Source organism: Pseudoblastomonas aquimaris, from assembly GCF_035481675.1.
GTDB lineage: Bacteria > Pseudomonadota > Alphaproteobacteria > Sphingomonadales > Sphingomonadaceae > Alteriqipengyuania_B.
In genome coordinates this window covers 1,872,883-1,889,641 of sequence record NZ_JAYJJW010000001.1, presented here as the reverse complement: position 1 = coordinate 1,889,641, position 16,759 = coordinate 1,872,883, and the positions used below count along the sequence as shown (strand labels likewise).

Here is a 16,759-nt window from a genome sequence, read left to right as displayed (position 1 = left end):
CTCATTCTGCGATTGATCCTCCCGAACAAACGGGAGTTTTTGGCAATGCGTGGAGATACCGCACCCACCGTCTGCGTCGTCGGCCTCGGCTACATCGGCCTGCCCACCGCGGCGATCATCGCCCGCAGCGGGATGGATGTGACCGGCATGGACGTGTCGCGGATCGTGGTCGACACGATCAATCGCGGCGAAATCCATATCGAGGAAGTCGATCTCGACGGGCTGGTGCAGGCGGTGGTCAAGAACGGCAAGCTGCGCGCCTCCACCGAAGTGGTGCCCGCAGACGTCTTCGTGATCGCGGTGCCGACGCCCTTTGCCAAGGACGGCCACCACACGCCCGACCTGTCCTATGTCGAAAGCGCCGCCCGCGCGGTCGCCTCGGTGCTGCAGCAAGGCGACACGATCATCCTCGAATCGACCAGCCCGATCGGCACGACCGAGACGATCCGAGATATTCTGGCCCAAGCCCGGCCGGACCTTGCGATGCCGGGCCTGGCCGATGGCACGCCCGACATCGCCATCGCCTATTGCCCGGAGCGCGTGCTGCCGGGGAAGATCCTGGAAGAACTGACCCATAACGACCGCTCGATCGGCGGGATCACGCCGCGCTGCGCGCGCAAGGCGCTGTCCTTCTACAAGCGTTTCGTGCGCGGCACCTGCGTCACCACCGATGCCCGCAGCGCGGAAATGACCAAGCTGGTCGAAAACGCCTACCGCGACGTGAACATCGCCTTCGCCAACGAATTGTCGATGGTGGCGGACGCGATGGACATGGATGTGTGGGAGGTGATCCGCCTCGCCAACCGGCACCCGCGTGTGAACATACTGTCGCCGGGGCCTGGCGTGGGCGGCCACTGTATCGCGGTGGATCCGTGGTTCATCGTCCACGGCGCGCCGGAGCAGACGCCGCTGATCCGCACCGCCCGAGGTGTGAACGATGGCAAGATCCACCACGCGATCCGCCAGGCGAGCGCGCTGGTCGATGCCCATCCGCACGCGAAAATCGCCTGCCTCGGCCTCGCCTTCAAGGCGAATATCGACGATTTCCGCGAAAGCCCCGCCCGCCTCGTCGCCGCAACGCTGGCGCGGCGTTACGGCGAGCGCGTCAAGGTGGTCGAGCCCTACGCCGAGAAACTGCCGATCGAATTCACCGACACCGGGGCGGAGCTGGTCGACATCGATACCGCGCTCGAAACCTGTGACGTGCTGGTGGTCCTGGTCGACCACGACCTGTTCCGCTCCGTGCCGCTGGAGGAACGCAGCGCCAAGGCGGTGTACGATACGCGCGGCATCTGGCCCGACCAGCCGGCTGCGCAAACTCCCGCGATTGAGGAGCGGCGCGCGGCAGGCTAAGCCTTGCCGCCATGCTGGATGCGATCTTCATCCTCGGCATCGCGGCCGGGCTCTACGTACTCGTGCGGGTCGGCTGGCCGGATTTCCTGCGGCTGGTGAAGGGCACGCGGCGCGCCTTCGGCACGGTGTCGAGCCACGTACTGGAAGACGGCGGCTTCATGGCCGTGATCTCTTTCGAGGACGGCAGCATCCGGCGCGAGACGCGGGCCGCTTTCAATTCCGCCGTGCCCGACCCGCCGCTGGGTGCCAAGGTGCTGCTGCAATGGCCCGCCGGATACCCGCAGCTGGCGCGGCCGCGCGCCCCGTTCAAGACGGGCGTGTTCTATGTCTTTGCGTGTCTGTGGATCGCGCTGTTCTACGACCTGCTGACAGGCAAGCTGCTTTAGAAGCGCGCGCCTAGTCGAGCGCGATATCGGGCGCGTCTTCCTGCTTCATGCCGACCACGTGGTAACCGGCATCGACATGGTGCGTTTCGCCGGTCACGCCGCTGGAGAGGTCGGAGACGAAATACAGACCCGACCCGCCGACATCGTCGATCGTGACGTTGCGGCGCATGGGCGAATTCAGCTCGTTCCATTTCAGGATGTAGCGGAAATCGCCGATTCCGCTGGCTGCGAGCGTCTTGATCGGGCCGGCGCTGATCGCGTTCACGCGGATGTTCTGCGGGCCGAGGTCGTTGGCAAGATACTGCACGCTGGTTTCCAGCGCCGCCTTGGCCACGCCCATCACGTTGTAATGCGGGATGACTTTTTCGGCGCCGTAATAGGTCAGCGTCACGATGCTGCCGCCATCGGTCATCAGCGGTGCGGCGCGCTTGGCGGCGGCGACTAGGGAATAGGCGGAAATGTTCATCGTCATCAGGAAATTATCGAGGCTGGTGTCGACATACTTCCCGCGCAGTTCCGACTTGTCGGAAAAGCCGATGGCGTGGACGAGGAAATCCAGCTTGCCCCAGCGCTGCTCGATGGCGGCAAAGGCGCGGTCCATCGCATCCATGTCGGAGACGTCGCAGGGGATTAGGAAGTCGCTGCCGACCTGCTCGGCAAGCGGTCGAACGCGCTTCTCCAGCGCCTCGCCCTGGAACGAGAAGGCCAATTCCGCGCCGTGCTCGTGGCACGCCTTGGCGATCCCCCATGCCAGCGACTTGTCGTTCGCCAGCCCCATGATGAGGCCGCGCTTGCCAGCCATCAAACCGCTCATATTCGCTCCGTATTCCTGATCATGCCGCCATCGCCGCTTCCGCCTCTTCCTCGGGCGTTTCGGCGAGCGCTGCGTTCAATTGTGCGCCCACGACCATCCCTAGGCCCACCAGCCAGAAAAAGAAAAGGGCGATCATCGCCCCGGCGAGGCTGCCGTAGGTGAGGTCGTAGGTGAACAGGTTGGCGAGCACGGGGGGCAGGGCAAGTGTCACCGAAACCCACCATGCCGTAACGACGAGGGCGCCCGGCCACTTGGGGTAGCGGCGCACGCGGTAATGCGCCGGGGTGAGCGAGTAGAACAACAGGTAGATCGAGAGGAACAGGCCGAGCGCAGGCACGAAGCGCGAAAGGGCGAGGCCCGATATCACATCGGTCAGCCACGGGCTGGTGCTCGCCACGGCTTCGCTGATGGCGCCGATCATCACTTGAAGCAGCAGGGAGACCATCAGCAGGATCACCGCGCCCACGATCACCCCGCTGGAAATGAGGCGGTAGCGCCAGAAGCTCAGCGTCGCCTCCGTGCCATAGGCGCGGCGCAGGATGTCTCGGATGGTCTCGATCAGGCTGCCGACCGTCCACAGGCCGAAGAAGCCGCCCGCCCACAGCAGCCAGCCGTTTCGGGCATCGACCACGTTGCGCGCGACCGGCTCGATCACATTGGCGACCACCGGGGGCAGGGCGAACAGGATCGTGTCGATCGCCGCCGCGCGGTCGCCGTCTTCGCCCACCAGCGTGAAGATCGCCGCGCCCAGGATGAAGAAGGGAAAGATCGCCAGCATGGCCATGTAGGCAAGGTTGCCTGCATGGATGAAACCGTCGTTATAGGTGCCGACGATAACGCGCTTGAATATGTCCCAGCCGCGCTCGATCGGGCCGCGATGCTTCTCCAGCCGGTGCATCAGCGCCGCCCGGCGGCGGCCTTCCGGAGTATGGTTGGGAACCGGCGGTCCGGCGTGAGGCTCTTCCTCCTCGCGGATCGCCTCGCTCGCCATCAGGCGGTAAGGTCCTTGCGCACGTCGCGGCCGTCGGTCCAGTCGCCGAGGCGGTCCTTCAGGGCGGAGACCTCATCGGGCAGCTGGATTTCCAGCGTGACGAGCTGGTCGCCGCGCCCGCCCGATTTCTTCGAGAAGCCCTTTCCCGACAGGCGCATCACCGTGCCGCCATTGCTGCCCGGCTTGATTGTCAGCATCACCGCGCCATCCACGGTGGGCACGCGGACCTTCGCCCCGTTGACCGCCTCATCGAGCGTGATGGGCAGGTCCATGCGGATGTTGTCGCCGTCGCGGCGGAAAAAGCGGTGGCCGTCGATGCCGATGGTGACGAGCGCGTCGCCGGCGCCGCCCGGCCCCTGCTCGCCCTTGCCCTTGAGGCGCATCTGCGTGCCGTCCTCGACCCCGGCGGGAAGCTTGAGGTCGATGGTCTTGCCACCCGACAGGGTGATGCGCTGGTCCTTGCGCGCGGCCGCATCGACGAAAGGCACGCGCAGCCGGTATTGCACATTCGCGCCGACCGGCGGGGGGCGCCGCGTGCCGGCGCTCTGCCGGCCGAAGCCGCCGCTTGCGCCCCGGGCGCCACTCCCGCCGCCGAACAGCCCTTCGAAAAGATCGCCCAGGTCCACGCCTTCGGCGCCGAAATCCTGCGCCCGGAAACCGCCCTGCCCACCGGGACCGCCCGGCCTGCCGCCGCCGAATCCGCCGCCATACCCGCCGCCGGCGAAGGGGTTCACGGGATCGCCATTCGCGTCGATCTCGCCCCGGTCGAAGCGCGCGCGCTTGTCCGCGTCGGACAACAGGTCATACGCATTGGTGACTTCGCTGAACCGCTCCGCCGCTTTTGGATTGTCGGTGTTGCGGTCGGGGTGGAGTTCCTTCGCCAGCTTGCGATAGGCGGACTTGATGTCCTGCTCGCTGGCGGAGCGGGATACGCCCAGTGTGGTGTAGGGATCGGCCATGGTGTGTTAGTTAGGCAAGCCACTCGCGCGCGGCAAGTGGCGCTGGGCCTCTTGCGAGCGCCGCTTCGTGGCTGCGGCCTTTCCTCAGGCGAAGGGGGTGGTAAGGGGGTGCCATGATCCTCATGCGACAACGCGTTATCCCGTTTGCGGGTCCCACGGCCACGGGGCAAGGACTTTCCCGTGTCGGCTAGCGCGCGCGACATCCCCGCCGCCGACCCCTTCGGCACGTTCGACGCGTGGCTCGCCGAGGCGAAGGACAGCGAGCCGAACGATCCCAATGCCATGGCGCTCGCCACCGCCACGCCGGACGGGGCGCCATCGGTGCGGATGGTGCTCCTGAAAGGCCACGGGCCGGATTGCGGCACGGGCGGCGGTTTCGTGTTCTATACCAACGCCGAAAGCCGCAAGGGGGGCGAGATCCTGGCCAACCGCCAGGCCGCGCTGCTGTTTCACTGGAAGAGCCTGCGCCGCCAGATTCGCATCGAGGGCCCGCTGGAACAGGTGAGCGACGCGATGGCGGACGAATATTTCCATTCGCGCCACCCGCAATCGCAGATCGCCTCCGCCGCATCGGACCAGTCGCGCACCCTGCCGTCGCGCGAGGTCTACATGCGCCGCGTCGCCGAGCTTGAGGAGCGTTACGGCGCCGACGGCCCCGTGCCGCGCCCCCCGCACTGGACCGGTTTCCGCCTGTGCCCGATGCGGATCGAATTCTGGCAGGACCGCGAATACCGCATGCACGAGCGGCGGGTGTTCGAACGCGGCGGGCCGGACGGGGAATGGGCTAGCAGGATGCTGTACCCGTGACCGCACGCGCGCCAGCCGAAACGAGCCTCGCCAAGAGCGCGGCGGCGGCTTCGATCACCGTTGCCGTGGTGCTGGTGTCGCTCAAGGCGTGGGCTACGTGGAAGACGGGCTCTGCCGCCATGCTCGGCAGCCTTGCCGACAGCGCGCTCGACCTTGTCGCCAGCCTCGTGACGCTGTTCGGCGTCTGGTACGCCTCCCAGCCTGCGGACAAGGAGCATCGCTTCGGCCACGGCAAGGCGGAATCGATCGCCGCGCTGGTGCAGGTCATGCTGATCGCGCTCAGCGCCTTCGGCATCCTGCTGCGCAGCACCCAGCAGTTGCTCGCCGGCGCGAGAGTGGAGGCGCCGGCGGAAGGCATCGGCGTGTCGGTGGTGGCCATCGTGCTGACTTTCGCCCTGCTGGCGTGGCAGCGCTATGTCGTGGCGCGGACCAATTCGGTCGCGATCAAGACCGACCATGCCCATTACCAGAGCGACCTGCTGCTCAACCTCGCGGTGATCGCGGCGCTTGCGCTCGACAGCTATGCCGGGATCACGGGGGCGGACCCGATTTTCGGCCTCGCCATCGCAGGCTGGCTGGGGTGGAACGCGTGGCAGGCCTCGCGCGAGGCTCTGGACCACCTGCTCGACCGCGAATGGCCCGATGCCAAGCGCCGCCGGTTCGTGGAAGTCGCCGCGCGCCATCCGGAGCTCGCCAACCTCCACGATTTGCGCACGCGAACAGCCGGCCATGTCGATTTCGCGCAGTTCCACGTCGACTTGCCGGAGGATATGACCGTGGGCCAGTCGCACGACATCATCGAGCGGGTCGAGGTAGACCTGCTGCGCGAATTCCCCGGTCTGGAGCTGTTCATCCACATCGACCCCGCGGGCCATGTGGACGAACCGGGAAACACGCTGGTGGAACAGGATGAATTTGCCGCGCTGGACAGCGGCGAGGAGGGCGCATGAAACTGCCGTACACCCACGTCGATGCCTTTGCCGACCGGCCCTTCACCGGCAACCAGGCGGCCGTGATGCCGCTCGAAAGCTGGCTGGACGATGAGGTGCTGCAGGCCATCGCGGCGGAGAACATGTTCGCCGAAACCGCCTTCGTCATCCCCGATGCGAGCGGGGAGACCGACTATGAATTGCGCTGGTTCACCCCGACCGAGGAGGTGCGGCTGTGCGGCCACGCCACTTTGGCGAGCGGTCATGTGCTGCTGGCGCAAAGCGACGCGGAATGGGTGACCTTCCGCACGCGCCTGGCCGGCAATCTCGAAGTGCGCCGGGTCGATGCGGGCTACGAAGTCGGATTGCCGCTGATCGAAACCGCGCCGCAGCCGTGGGACGAAGCGCTCCGCCTGCTGGGCGTGGAGCCGCAGGAAGTCTGGCGCAACGACACGCGCTACAACGTCTTCCTCTACGACAGCGCCGAAACGGTGCGCGCGCTCGATCCCGACCTGCGCGGCCTCGGCGCCTTGGGGAACGACCAGTTCATCTGCACCGCGCCGGGGGAAGAGACCGATGTCCTCAGCCGCGTGTTCGTGCCGGGCGGCGGGGTGGACGAAGACAGCGTCACGGGCTCCGCCCATGCGGTGCTGACCCATTTCTGGACCGAACGGTTGGGCCGCGGGCACTTTACCGCGCACCAGGCGAGCGCGCGGGGCGGTACGCTCACCTGCCGCCGCGACGGCGCGACGGCATGGCTCGGCGGCAATTGCGTGACGGTGGTTGAAGGAAGCTTCTACCTGGAAGGGTAAAGCTCGACGATGTCGCCCAGCGCCTTCACCAGCGGCGCGCGCTCGGCATCCTGTGTCTTGCCCAGCCGGACCACCGTCAGCCCCTGGTCGGGCGAAACGATGACATACTGGCCGAGATGGCCGACCATCGAGAACAGCGTGTCCGCACCGGTGCCGGGGAACAGCACCGGATCGCCGTTTGTCGGCTTGCGGTTGAGCCAGGTCTGCGCGCCGTATTGCTCCTCGCGCGGGGAGGGCCGCGTCATGAACTCCACCCATGCCTTGGGCACCAGCTGCACCCCGTCGGCCGTGCGCCCCTCGCGCCGCAGGAATTCTCCGAACTTGGCCCAGTCGCGCGCAGTCGCGTGCATCAGGCTGCCGCCGATCAGCGTGCCGTCCGCATCGAATTCGGGCAGCATGGAATCCATGCCGAGCGGGCCGAACAGCTGTTCGCGCAAGTAACCCGCCACCGCCGCGCGCCGTTCTTCGGGGCTGGCATCCTGTCCCGCCAGCACCCGCGCGGCGATATCGGCGAGGATGACCGTGGTGTTGGAGGAATATTCGAACTTCGCGCCCGCGCCGGCTTCCGGCGGCTGCGCCTCGGCCCAGGCGGCCATGTCGTCGCGCCCGTCGAGGAACAGCATGCGGACCTCGTCCGATTCGTAAACGGGATCGCCCGCTTCCGTGTGGCGCAGGCCGCTGCGCATCTGCAGCAGCTGGCGCAGGGTGATGTCCCCGCGCGGATCGCCCGGTCGGCGCCAGGCCGGGATCGGCGGACCGCGGTCGAGGTCGAGCTTGCCCTCCGAAACCAGCATGCCGATCAGCACGGCGGTGACCGTTTTTGCCATCGACCAGGAAATGAAGCGCGTTTCCGGCCCGTAGCCTTCGCCGTACCGCTCCGCCGCCAGCTCTCCGTTTGCGACAACGATAACCGCGCGGGTTTCCGCCACCAGCGGGTCGCTGAACAGGTCGTCGACTTGCCGCGCCAGCTGCTCGCGCGGGGCGCCGGCGTTGTCGGTCACGGCGGCCAGCGCCTCTTCGGTCAGCGGCGCAGGGCCCGTCTCCGCCTCGCCCGAACAGGCGGCCAGCAGCAGGGCTGGCGCGAAGGCGGTGGCGGCGATAGGGGAAAGGCGGCGCATCATGTCGGGGCGCTTCATTGGCGAGAGCAGGCAGGATGGCAACCGCAAAGCGCACACGAAAGACGGGCAATACGCGCGGCCGGATCTGGCCGTGGCTGTTCGTGGCGGTGCTGGTCGCCGTGGGCGCGGCGTGGCTCACCTATGAAGACACGGCGAAGGGCTATGCCATTGCCGGCACGTCCTATGGCGCGCGTGTGGCGTGTTCGTGCCGCTATGTCGGCGGGCGCTCGCTGGGGGATTGCAAAAAGGATTTCGAGCCCGGCATGGAGCTGATCTCGCTGAGCGAGGATGTGGAGGCGAAGAGCGTCACCGCCAGCTTCCCGCTGCTGGAAAGCCAGACCGCGACCTATCGTGAAGGCTATGGCTGCGTGCTCGAAAGCTGGGACGGCTGACTATTCTGCCAGCAAGCGTTCGCGGAAACCGTCGGGCAGCTTGCAGCCGGGATTGTGGAGATCGTACGGCAGCGGGGCGGGCGGGGCGACCGGCTGGCACGGTTCTGCCGGACGTCCGGCGGGCGTTGCAGCCTGCTTGGCGCGGCAGAGCGCCTCGGCCTCCCGGCGCGCCCTCTCGTAACGGCGGTAATCTTCGGCCTGCGCCTCAACCCGCTCCAGCGTTTCGGGCGAGCACCACGCTTCGCGCGTCACTTGCGCGATATTGACCATGCGTTTCACGCCGCATGCCTTCGCCAGCCCTGCCGGCGCCGGGATGTAATCGGGACGCGAGCAGCCGTGGCCTTCGTAAGTCCCGCCCCGCTCGCCCACCCGGATGCGGTATTGCGCCTCGCCTTCCGCCAGGCCGACGGCGAGGAAGCCTTCGGGATCGCGAAACGCCCCGGCTCCGGCGATCAGCGCCAAGGCGGGCGGCGCGCCCCTGTCGTCGATGAAGAGAAGGCACCCGTCGCGCAGTTCGAGATGGCCCTGCCACATCATCGGCCCTTCCAGCGTGCAGGTGGTGACGCCGTCCTCGGGCGGGTTGAGCCACGTGCGAACCGGGAAGGCGGCAAAGAAGCGGGCGACGTCGGGCGCGACGAGTGGGTCCGGAAATCGCCTCAATGTGGAACCGGGCGGCGGTTGGGTGGCGAGAGCCTGCGGGGCATCGGTCACGGTGCCAAATCCATTGGCGCCCAGCGTCATTCCTGTCGTCGGCGCGCTGTCCGCCTCACCTGCGGGCACTGCCCACCGGGTTTCATAGCGCGGCGGTTCGTAGGCCTGCTGCCCGATTCCGGACCGTGGCAGGAAATAGAGCGCGAAGGGCAGGACGAAGAACAGGCCGAGCAGGACGAGCGCGGCGGGCGGCACCTGCCCCGGCCTGCCGCGCCAGAAGCTCAAGCGGCGAGCGCCTGCGCGGCGGATTCGGTCGCGTCGATCCAGCCGCCACCGACCACCCGGTCGCCGGCATAGATCACCGCCGCCTGGCCCGGCGCGACGCCGTATTCGGGCGTCTCGAAAACGATGCGAATGTTCGCGCCGCCCCCGATCGCGCCGTCCAGCGTGACCGGCACCGGCTTCGACAGGCTGCGGACCTTGGCGGTAAGCGGCGCGCCGGGCAGCGCGCCGATGCGGTTGGTTTCCACCACCGTGGCGGCGGTCACGGCGAGCAGGCGCTTGGGCCCGACCTTCAGCTCCGCCTTTTCCGCATCCACGCCGACGACATAGAGCGGTTCGGCCTGCCCGCCGATCTCCAGCCCGCGGCGCTGGCCGACGGTGAAGTGGATGATGCCCGGATGGCGGCCCAGTTCCTCGCCCGTTTCGGCGTGGACGATCGCCCCGCCGCGCGCGCCTTCGGGCCGCATCTTCGTGACGATCTTGGCGTAATCGCCATCGGGCACGAAGCAGATGTCCTGGCTGTCGGGCTTGGCCGCGTTGCGCAGGCCGTAGGCGTCGGCCAGCGCGCGCACCTGTGCCTTGGGCAGTCCGCCCAGCGGAAAGCGCAGGTAGTCGAGCTGGTCGTCGGTCGTCGCGTAAAGGAAATAGCTCTGGTCGCGCGCGGGATCGGCGGCGCGGTGCAATTCGGGGCCGCCCGCACCCATCACGCGGCGCACATAGTGGCCGGTCGCGAGGCAATCGGCGCCCAGATCGCGCGCCATCTTGAACAGATCGGTGAACTTGGGCCCCATGTTGCAACGGATGCAGGGGATCGGGGTGCGCCCGGCGAGATACTCGTCGGCGAAATTCTCGACCACGTCTTCGCGAAAGGCGCTTTCATGGTCGAAGACATAGTGTGCGATACCCAGCCGGTCCGCCACCGCGCGCGCATCGGCAATATCGTCGCCCGCGCAGCACGCGCCCTTGCGCCCGGTGGCGGCGCCATAGTCGTAGAGCTGCAACGTGATGCCGATCACTTCCGCCCCGCTCGCATGGGCCAGCGCAGCAACGACCGAGGAATCGACCCCGCCCGACATGGCGACGACGATGCGGCAGTCGGGCGCCGCGCGCGGCAGGTCGAACAGCGCGGCAGCGTCTTCGGCACCAAGGCCGGCGGCAGGAATCGCAGGATTTGCGGGCATGGAGGCCCCTTACACCAGCGAAGGGGCCGCGCAAAGGGCGTGCGATGCGCGCGCTATCCGCCGGCCTTGAACCCTCAAGGAAGGGTAAAGCGCCATTTTACAAGTTCTTGACCTGTTGCGGGTAACAGCAAGGTCATGAACGAAGCCAACCACGATTCCTTCGCGGCGATCGACGCGCCTGCGCTGGCCGACGAGGAGGCCCTGCGCCCCATCGCCTGGCCGGAGCTCACTGCGCGCCTCGCCGCCCAGCGGGAGCTGGCGCTGCTGATGCGGCCGTCGGGTTGGCGGCGTCCGACCAGTTTCGGCAAGCTCGGCTCGCTGGACGACATCGTGCCTGCCAAACATGGCAAACGGCAAATTAACCAACACGCTTTATCCAATGGCAAAATCGCTGGTGGCATTGCTGCCTCTCACCCGACAACGGCGGCTACCGGCGACCGAGGATACGAATGATCGAGAACCAGAAAATCCGTCCCGAACACGTGATCGGCCCGCTCGGCGAGCCGCTCTCGCTGAAGGACCTGCCCAAGCCGAGCACGAAGCGCTGGGTGGTGCGCCGCAAGGCGGAAGTCGTCGCGGCCGTCAACGGCGGCCTGCTGACGATCGACGAGGTGCTGGAACGCTATAACCTTACCCTGGAAGAGTTCGCCTCGTGGCAGCGCGCGGTCGACCGGTCCGGCATGCAGGGCCTGCGCGTTACGCGCATCCAGCATTACCGCGACCTCTACGAACGCCAGCTCAAGTACTGATCCGGGCCGCGCAGGCGGCATAACCCGAGCGATCCGGCCTGCCGCGCATTTTGCGCAGCGGGCCGTTTCCATTTACCCTCCAAGCTGTTCCGCGACGAAATCGGGGAACGTCTGCGTGGTAATGCCGTTTCACCCCGCATAGGCCACGCAGGCCATAATAATAACAGGAGGTACGTATGGGTTGGATTATTGCAATTATCGTCGGTGGTGTGGCTGGCTGGCTGGCCAGCATGGTGATGAACCGCGACGCTTCGATGGGCATCATCTGGAACGTGATCGTCGGCTGCATCGGCTCGGTGATCGGCAACCTGATCGCCAACCAGTTCGGCGTTGGCGGTAGCGTACAGGAATTCTCGCTTACGGGCCTGCTCGTTGCGATCCTCGGCGCCATCGTGCTGCTGGCCATCGTCAACCTGATCCAGCGCGGTCGGGTACGCTAAGAGACATTCCCTAGCTGCTTCAGCAGCTTTGGCAGGGGCGGTCCGGCACAGCGCCGGGCCGCCCCTTGTCTTGCGCCCTGTGGCCGTTTCACGTCACTTGTCGAGGGAGTTGCACCCCCGGTCGGGGCGATGATTGCTAGGACAAACCACCCGGCCTAAGCGCGGAATGTTGCTTGCCGGGGGTGCTATATTGAGATAACACACCCCAGAGCCGCCATGGGGCACGAAGAGATGAATTACGAAACCGGCGTGGAAAAAGATAAATGGCGCCCGCAGCACGAGATTGCCGCGGACACGGAAAGCCGTGTCGAAATCGACACCACCGACGATGCGGACCGGCGCAAGCGGCGGCGGATCATCATCATCGCGGTCGTCATCGCGCTGCTGGCGGCGATCGCAGCCTATGCCATGATCAAGGGCGGCGGCGCCCCGGCCGACACCGGCAATGCCGAAGAAGCCCCGGCGGTGACCGTCGTCGCGCCGGGCCGCACCACCATCGAAGGTACGCTGAGCGCGACCGGCACCATCGCCGCGCGCCGCGAAACCAGCGTCGGGGTCGTCGGTGAAGGCGGCCGCGTAGTATCCGTCAACGCCGATGCCGGCGACTGGGTGCGCCAGGGGCAGGTGCTCGTCAGCATCGACCGCTCCGTCCAGAACCAGCAGGCCGCTGCCGCTCGCGCCCAGATCGGCGTGGCGCAGGCCGATCTCGACCTCGCGCAGAGCAATCTCGAACGCGCGCTCAAGCTGGTCGAGCGCGGCTTCATCTCTACCGCCGATGTCGACCGCCTCACGGCAACGCGCGATGCCGCCCGTGCCCGGGTGCAGGTCGCCCGCGCGCAGCTGAACGAATTGCAGGCCCGCAACGCCCGGCTCAACATCTATGCCCCGGTTTCCGGCCTCGTGCTGTCGCGCAGCGTCGAGCCCGGCCAGACGGTCAGTGCCGGCACGCCCTCGCTCTTCACCATCGCCCGCGGCGGCGAAATGGAAATGCTGGCGCAGGTGGGCGAAGCCGAACTGGCCCGCATATCCACTGGCACCGCCGCCACCGTGAAGCCTGTCGGGACCGACCGCGAGTTCTCCGGCCAGGTCTGGCAGATTGCGCCGACTATCGACCAGCAGAACCGGCAGGGAACGGCGCGCATCGCGCTGTCCTACAACGAAGGGCTCAAGCCCGGAGGGTTCGCCACCGCGACAATCAACAGCGGCACGCTGGTCGCGCCGCTGCTTCCCGAAAGCGCGGTGATGAGCGACGACGAAGGCAGCTACGTTTTCATCATCGGCGAGGACAACAAGATCGTCCGCCGCGCGGTGGAAACCGGACTGATCACCCAGAACGGCGTGGCCATCGCCTCCGGCCTCAGCGGCACGGAGCGTGTCGTGCTGCGCGCCGGCGGCTTCCTCAACGAAGGGGAGACCGTGCGCCCGGTCGCCCCGCGCCGGTGATCGAACCGTGAATTTCCGTAACATCTCCGCGTGGTCGATCCGCAACCCGGTCGTCCCAATCGTCCTGTTCGTGGCGCTGACCTTTGCCGGCATCCTCAGCTTCAACCGGATGGAAGTGCAGAACGACCCGGACGTGGACTTCCCGGTTGTCATCGTCGGCATTTCGCAGCCCGGCGCCGCACCGAGCGAGCTCGACACCCAGATCACCGAAAAGGTCGAATCCTCGGTCAGCACGGTCGAGGGCGTGGACCTGATCGAATCGCAGGTCAGCGAAGGCTTCAGCCAGACGGTCGTGCGCATGCAGATCGGCGTCGACGTGAATGTCGCGGTGAACGAGGTGAAGGCGGCGGTCGACCAGATCCGCGGCGACTTGCCGGACGGCATCCTCGAGCCGCGGGTTTTCCGCGTCCAGAACTCCAACCGTCCCTTCGCCAGCTACGCCGTGGAATCGGAAGACATGACGATGGAGCAGCTCAGCTGGTTCGTCGACGATGTCGTGTCGAAGCGGTTGCTGGCGGTGCCCGGCATGGCCTCTGCCGGCCGGCGCGGCGGGGTCGACCGCGAAATCCGCGTCATCCTCGACCCGGCCCGCATGCAGTCCCTTGGCGTTACGGCGTCGCAGATCAATTCGGTATTGCGGCAGAGCAACCTCGATGCCGGCGGCGGCCAGGCGGAAATCGCCGGCTCGCGCCAGTCGGTCCGTGTGCTCGGCAATGCGGAAACCGCCTACGAGCTCAGCCAGCGCAATATATCGCTGGGCGGCGGGCGCACGATCAAGCTGACCGACGTCGCCGACGTGACCGACGGCAACAGCGAGATCCGCTCCATTTCCAAGGTCAACGGCAAGCCCGTGGTCACTTTCGGCCTGACCCGCGCGAAGGGCGAATCCGACGTCAGCGTCTATGACGCGGCGCAGGAAGTCATCAGGCAGATCGAGGAAGAGAACCCCGGCGTCGATATCGTCGAACTCGACAACGAGGTGCAGTACACGAAGGGGCAATACTCCTCCTCCATGGCCGCCATGATCGAAGGCGCCGTGCTGGCGGTGATCGTGGTGTTCTTCTTCCTGCGGGACTGGCGCGCGACGATCATCGCGGCGCTCGCCATCCCGCTTTCGGCGATCCCGACCTTCTGGTTCATGGACCTGCTCGGCTTCACGCTCAATTCGCTCAGCCTGCTGGCTCTGGGCCTCGTCGCCGGGGTGCTGGTCGACGATGCGATCGTGGAGATCGAGAACATCGTGCGCCATATGCGCATGGGCAAGACGGCCTACCAGGCCAGTATCGACGCGGCGGACGAGATCGGCCTCGCCGTGGTCGCCACCACCTTCTCCATCGTCGCGGTGTTCCTGCCGGTCGGCCTGATGCCGGGTATCGCGGGCGAGTTCTTCAAGAACTTCGGCCTCACCGTGGTGGTCGCGGTGCTGATGAGCCTTGCGGTCGCGCGCATGATAACACCGATGATCGCGGCCTATTTCCTGAAATCGCACGGCCATGCCGACCATGCCAACGGGCCGTGGATCGACCGTTACGACCGTCTGCTGCGCTGGACGCTGGACCGCAGCGGCGCCGAACGCATCCGTGCAGGGCTGGAGAAAGTCCACGCGCGCTGGTGGCAATATCCCTTCGGCATCGTGATTTTCACGGTCATCGGCCTCGTTTTCGCAGGCATCACCGGCTTGCTCTACTACCACAGCAACCAGTTCCTGCAGCCGATCATCGGCCTCGGCCTGATCCGGATGTTCCTGCTGCTGATCCTCGCCGCCGTCATCGCTTGGTACGTCACCAGCGGCTTTGCGTGGGTGCTGCGCAAGGTCATCCTCGGCATCTTCGGTTCGACCCGCTTCGGCGCGTGGTACCGCTGGCGTTCGGGCCGGTTCCGGGCGCGCTTTGCGGACAACCGGGTCAAGGTGATGGGCGTGGGCCTGATGTCCTTCGTCCTCACGATCCTCGCCATCACGGCGACGCCGGTCCAGTTCTTCCCCGACGTGAACCTCGATTTCAGCCGCGTGCGCATCTCCATGGTGCCGGGCACCACGCTGGAGCAGACCGAGGCGGTCGCCGACCAGGTCGAGGACATCCTGAAACAGCAGCAGGAGGTCGAGGACGTCCTCGTCAATGTCAACGAAGGCAACGCCAACCTCAATGTCACCCTGCGTGAAGATCGCGTGCGCAACAGCCAGGATTTCGAACGCGAAACGGCGCTGCTGTTCTCCGACATCGCGGATGCGCGGGTGAGCTTCCAGAACAACCAGGGGCCGGGCGGCGGATCGGGCCGCGACATCACCGTGCTGCTGCAGGGAAGCGATCCCGAACTGCTGTCGCAGGCGGCACAGCAGGTGGTCGAGGATATGCGCGGGCTCGATCTCGTGCGCCAGCCGCGGGTCGAGGCCGATTTGCAGCGGCCGGAGCTCATCATCACCCCGCGCGCGGACCTTGCCGCCTCGCTCGGCGTGACAACCGTCGCGCTCAGCCAGGCGATCCGCATCGCCACCATCGGCGAAACCGACCAGTCGGCCGCGCGCTTCTCCCTGTCCGACCGCCAGGTGCCGATCCGCGTGATGCTGCCCGAAAGCGGGCGCGGCAATCTCGATACGATCCGTAACCTCCCGGTGCCCACGGCGACCGGCGGCTCGGTGCCGCTGGAGCGGGTGGCGGAAATCAGCTTCGGGGCCGGACCCACGGAAATCCAGCGCTACGACCGCCAGCGCCGCGTCTTCATCGGCGCGGACCTTGCGCCCGGCGCTGATCTCGGCACCGCGACCCAGCGGATCAACGAGCTGCCCGCGATGCAGAATCTGCCGACCGGGGTCAGCACGCAGGCCGCCGGCGGCGAGGAGTTCCTTGCCGACCTGATTGCCGATTTCCAGACCGCGCTCGTCACCGGTATCCTGCTGGTCTTCGCGGTGCTGGTGCTGCTGTACCAGCGGCTGATGAGCCCGCTGGTCAATATGGGCTCGCTGCTGCTCGCGCCGCTGGGCGGGATCATTGCGATCAACCTGATCGGCCAGCAGATCTCCATGCCGGTGTTCATCGGCATCCTCCTGCTGTTCGGGATCGTGGCGAAGAATTCCATCCTGCTGGTCGACTTCGCGATCGAGGAGATGGCGCAGGGCGTGCGCAAGTTCGATGCAATCATCGATGCGGGCCGCAAGCGTGCCCAGCCGATCGTGATGACCACGGTGGCGATGGGCGCGGGCATGATCCCGACCGCCGTTTCCATCGGTGCGGACGGCGCATGGCGCGCGCCGATGGGCACGGTCGTTATCGGCGGGCTGCTGCTTTCCACCGTGCTGACGCTGCTGATCGTCCCGGCCGGCTTCAGCCTGGCCGACGGCATCGAAAAACGCATGGGGCCATGGCTAAGCCAGCGTTTCCTGAGTTACAGGAAAGGTGATGATACCCGGCCCATACAACCCCGCGCCGAAGACGGACTGCAGCCGGCCGAATAGG

General features: G+C 66.7%; 17 protein-coding genes. 11 read left to right on the top strand and 6 right to left on the bottom strand.

The window, feature by feature from the left end; all coding sequences use genetic code 11:
- Positions 1-45 precede the first annotated feature (45 nt).
- Together wecC and VCJ71_RS09420 are read left to right on the top strand one after the other, a co-directional pair.
- Positions 46-1,353, top strand: coding sequence for a UDP-N-acetyl-D-mannosamine dehydrogenase (gene wecC, locus VCJ71_RS09425; RefSeq protein ID WP_324640709.1), 1,308 nt, complete (start codon positions 46-48; stop codon positions 1,351-1,353).
- An 11-nt stretch (positions 1,354-1,364) separates the two neighbouring features.
- On the top strand, positions 1,365-1,739 hold the full coding sequence (locus VCJ71_RS09420; protein WP_324640708.1) for a hypothetical protein: 375 nt from the start codon (positions 1,365-1,367) through the stop codon (positions 1,737-1,739).
- A 10-nt stretch (positions 1,740-1,749) separates the two neighbouring features.
- Here the strand turns inward: VCJ71_RS09420 and fabI are convergent, their stop codons facing one another.
- Genes fabI through VCJ71_RS09405 form a run of 3 tightly spaced genes read right to left on the bottom strand, consistent with a single transcriptional unit; the run spans position 1,750 to position 4,503 of the window.
- Positions 1,750-2,553 carry an enoyl-ACP reductase FabI gene (fabI, locus tag VCJ71_RS09415; protein WP_324640707.1) on the bottom strand — a complete coding sequence of 268 codons (804 nt, stop codon included), beginning with the start codon at positions 2,551-2,553 and terminating at the stop codon, positions 1,750-1,752.
- A 19-nt stretch (positions 2,554-2,572) separates the two neighbouring features.
- The gene (locus VCJ71_RS09410; RefSeq protein ID WP_324640706.1) at positions 2,573-3,544 is read right to left on the bottom strand and encodes a YihY/virulence factor BrkB family protein; all 972 of its coding nucleotides are present in this window, start codon (positions 3,542-3,544) and stop codon (positions 2,573-2,575) included.
- Positions 3,544-4,503, bottom strand: a complete 960-nt coding sequence (locus VCJ71_RS09405; protein ID WP_324640705.1) for a DnaJ C-terminal domain-containing protein — start codon at positions 4,501-4,503, stop codon at positions 3,544-3,546. The genes VCJ71_RS09410 and VCJ71_RS09405 overlap by 1 nt, the downstream gene beginning before the upstream one ends.
- 180 nt (positions 4,504-4,683) lie before the next feature.
- On the opposite strand from VCJ71_RS09405, the gene pdxH reads away from it, so the two are divergent.
- Genes pdxH through VCJ71_RS09390 form a run of 3 tightly spaced genes read left to right on the top strand, consistent with a single transcriptional unit; the run spans position 4,684 to position 7,051 of the window.
- Positions 4,684-5,310, top strand: coding sequence for a pyridoxamine 5'-phosphate oxidase (pdxH, locus tag VCJ71_RS09400; RefSeq protein ID WP_324640704.1), 627 nt, complete (start codon positions 4,684-4,686; stop codon positions 5,308-5,310).
- A complete protein-coding gene (locus VCJ71_RS09395; protein ID WP_324640703.1) occupies positions 5,307-6,260 on the top strand; it encodes a cation diffusion facilitator family transporter in 954 nt (317 codons plus the stop codon). The genes pdxH and VCJ71_RS09395 overlap by 4 nt, the downstream gene beginning before the upstream one ends.
- On the top strand, positions 6,257-7,051 hold the full coding sequence (locus VCJ71_RS09390) for a PhzF family phenazine biosynthesis protein (protein WP_324640702.1): 795 nt from the start codon (positions 6,257-6,259) through the stop codon (positions 7,049-7,051). Before VCJ71_RS09395 ends, VCJ71_RS09390 begins: the two co-directional genes overlap by 4 nt.
- On the opposite strand, the gene VCJ71_RS09385 is transcribed toward VCJ71_RS09390, so the two are convergent.
- On the bottom strand, positions 7,036-8,187 hold the full coding sequence (locus VCJ71_RS09385) for a serine hydrolase domain-containing protein (protein WP_324640701.1): 1,152 nt from the start codon (positions 8,185-8,187) through the stop codon (positions 7,036-7,038). The genes VCJ71_RS09390 and VCJ71_RS09385 overlap by 16 nt on opposite strands.
- 17 nt (positions 8,188-8,204) lie before the next feature.
- Here VCJ71_RS09385 and VCJ71_RS09380 point away from each other — a divergent pair, with 17 nt between their 5' ends.
- The gene (locus tag VCJ71_RS09380) at positions 8,205-8,561 is read left to right on the top strand and encodes a hypothetical protein (protein ID WP_324640700.1); all 357 of its coding nucleotides are present in this window, start codon (positions 8,205-8,207) and stop codon (positions 8,559-8,561) included.
- Here the strand turns inward: VCJ71_RS09380 and VCJ71_RS09375 are convergent, their stop codons facing one another.
- Positions 8,562-9,497 carry a hypothetical protein gene (locus tag VCJ71_RS09375; protein ID WP_324640699.1) on the bottom strand — a complete coding sequence of 312 codons (936 nt, stop codon included), beginning with the start codon at positions 9,495-9,497 and terminating at the stop codon, positions 8,562-8,564.
- A complete protein-coding gene (gene mnmA, locus VCJ71_RS09370; protein ID WP_324640698.1) occupies positions 9,494-10,675 on the bottom strand; it encodes a tRNA 2-thiouridine(34) synthase MnmA in 1,182 nt (393 codons plus the stop codon). The genes VCJ71_RS09375 and mnmA overlap by 4 nt, the downstream gene beginning before the upstream one ends.
- 135 nt (positions 10,676-10,810) lie before the next feature.
- Here mnmA and VCJ71_RS09365 point away from each other — a divergent pair, with 135 nt between their 5' ends.
- The 5 genes from VCJ71_RS09365 to VCJ71_RS09345 all read left to right on the top strand — a co-directional run bounded on the left by VCJ71_RS09365 (position 10,811) and on the right by VCJ71_RS09345 (position 16,758).
- Positions 10,811-11,128 carry a hypothetical protein gene (locus VCJ71_RS09365; protein ID WP_324640697.1) on the top strand — a complete coding sequence of 106 codons (318 nt, stop codon included), beginning with the start codon at positions 10,811-10,813 and terminating at the stop codon, positions 11,126-11,128.
- On the top strand, positions 11,125-11,424 hold the full coding sequence (sciP, locus tag VCJ71_RS09360) for a CtrA inhibitor SciP (RefSeq protein WP_324640696.1): 300 nt from the start codon (positions 11,125-11,127) through the stop codon (positions 11,422-11,424). Before VCJ71_RS09365 ends, sciP begins: the two co-directional genes overlap by 4 nt.
- Before the next feature lie 176 nt (positions 11,425-11,600).
- On the top strand, positions 11,601-11,864 hold the full coding sequence (locus VCJ71_RS09355; RefSeq protein ID WP_324640695.1) for a GlsB/YeaQ/YmgE family stress response membrane protein: 264 nt from the start codon (positions 11,601-11,603) through the stop codon (positions 11,862-11,864).
- A 231-nt stretch (positions 11,865-12,095) separates the two neighbouring features.
- Positions 12,096-13,307: an efflux RND transporter periplasmic adaptor subunit gene (locus VCJ71_RS09350; protein WP_416379165.1), complete on the top strand. Its 1,212-nt coding sequence runs from the start codon at positions 12,096-12,098 to the stop codon at positions 13,305-13,307.
- Positions 13,308-13,314: 7 nt separating this feature from the next.
- Positions 13,315-16,758: an efflux RND transporter permease subunit gene (locus tag VCJ71_RS09345; protein ID WP_324640693.1), complete on the top strand. Its 3,444-nt coding sequence runs from the start codon at positions 13,315-13,317 to the stop codon at positions 16,756-16,758.
- Position 16,759: the final 1 nt, after the last annotated feature.

Bases quoted from the DNA above. Each gene is read 5' to 3' on its own strand.
- wecC (WP_324640709.1), top strand. From the start codon at position 46: ATGCGTGGAGATACCGCACCCACCGTCTGCGTCGTCGGCCTCGGCTAC.
- VCJ71_RS09420 (WP_324640708.1), top strand. From the start codon at position 1,365: ATGCTGGATGCGATCTTCATCCTCGGCATCGCGGCCGGGCTCTACGTA.
- fabI (WP_324640707.1), bottom strand. From the start codon at position 2,553: ATGAGCGGTTTGATGGCTGGCAAGCGCGGCCTCATCATGGGGCTGGCG.
- VCJ71_RS09410 (WP_324640706.1), bottom strand. From the start codon at position 3,544: ATGGCGAGCGAGGCGATCCGCGAGGAGGAAGAGCCTCACGCCGGACCG.
- VCJ71_RS09405 (WP_324640705.1), bottom strand. From the start codon at position 4,503: ATGGCCGATCCCTACACCACACTGGGCGTATCCCGCTCCGCCAGCGAG.
- VCJ71_RS09390 (WP_324640702.1), top strand. From the start codon at position 6,257: ATGAAACTGCCGTACACCCACGTCGATGCCTTTGCCGACCGGCCCTTC.
- VCJ71_RS09385 (WP_324640701.1), bottom strand. From the start codon at position 8,187: ATGAAGCGCCCCGACATGATGCGCCGCCTTTCCCCTATCGCCGCCACC.
- VCJ71_RS09380 (WP_324640700.1), top strand. From the start codon at position 8,205: ATGGCAACCGCAAAGCGCACACGAAAGACGGGCAATACGCGCGGCCGG.
- mnmA (WP_324640698.1), bottom strand. From the start codon at position 10,675: ATGCCCGCAAATCCTGCGATTCCTGCCGCCGGCCTTGGTGCCGAAGAC.
- VCJ71_RS09365 (WP_324640697.1), top strand. From the start codon at position 10,811: ATGAACGAAGCCAACCACGATTCCTTCGCGGCGATCGACGCGCCTGCG.
- sciP (WP_324640696.1), top strand. From the start codon at position 11,125: ATGATCGAGAACCAGAAAATCCGTCCCGAACACGTGATCGGCCCGCTC.
- VCJ71_RS09355 (WP_324640695.1), top strand. From the start codon at position 11,601: ATGGGTTGGATTATTGCAATTATCGTCGGTGGTGTGGCTGGCTGGCTG.
- VCJ71_RS09350 (WP_416379165.1), top strand. From the start codon at position 12,096: ATGAATTACGAAACCGGCGTGGAAAAAGATAAATGGCGCCCGCAGCAC.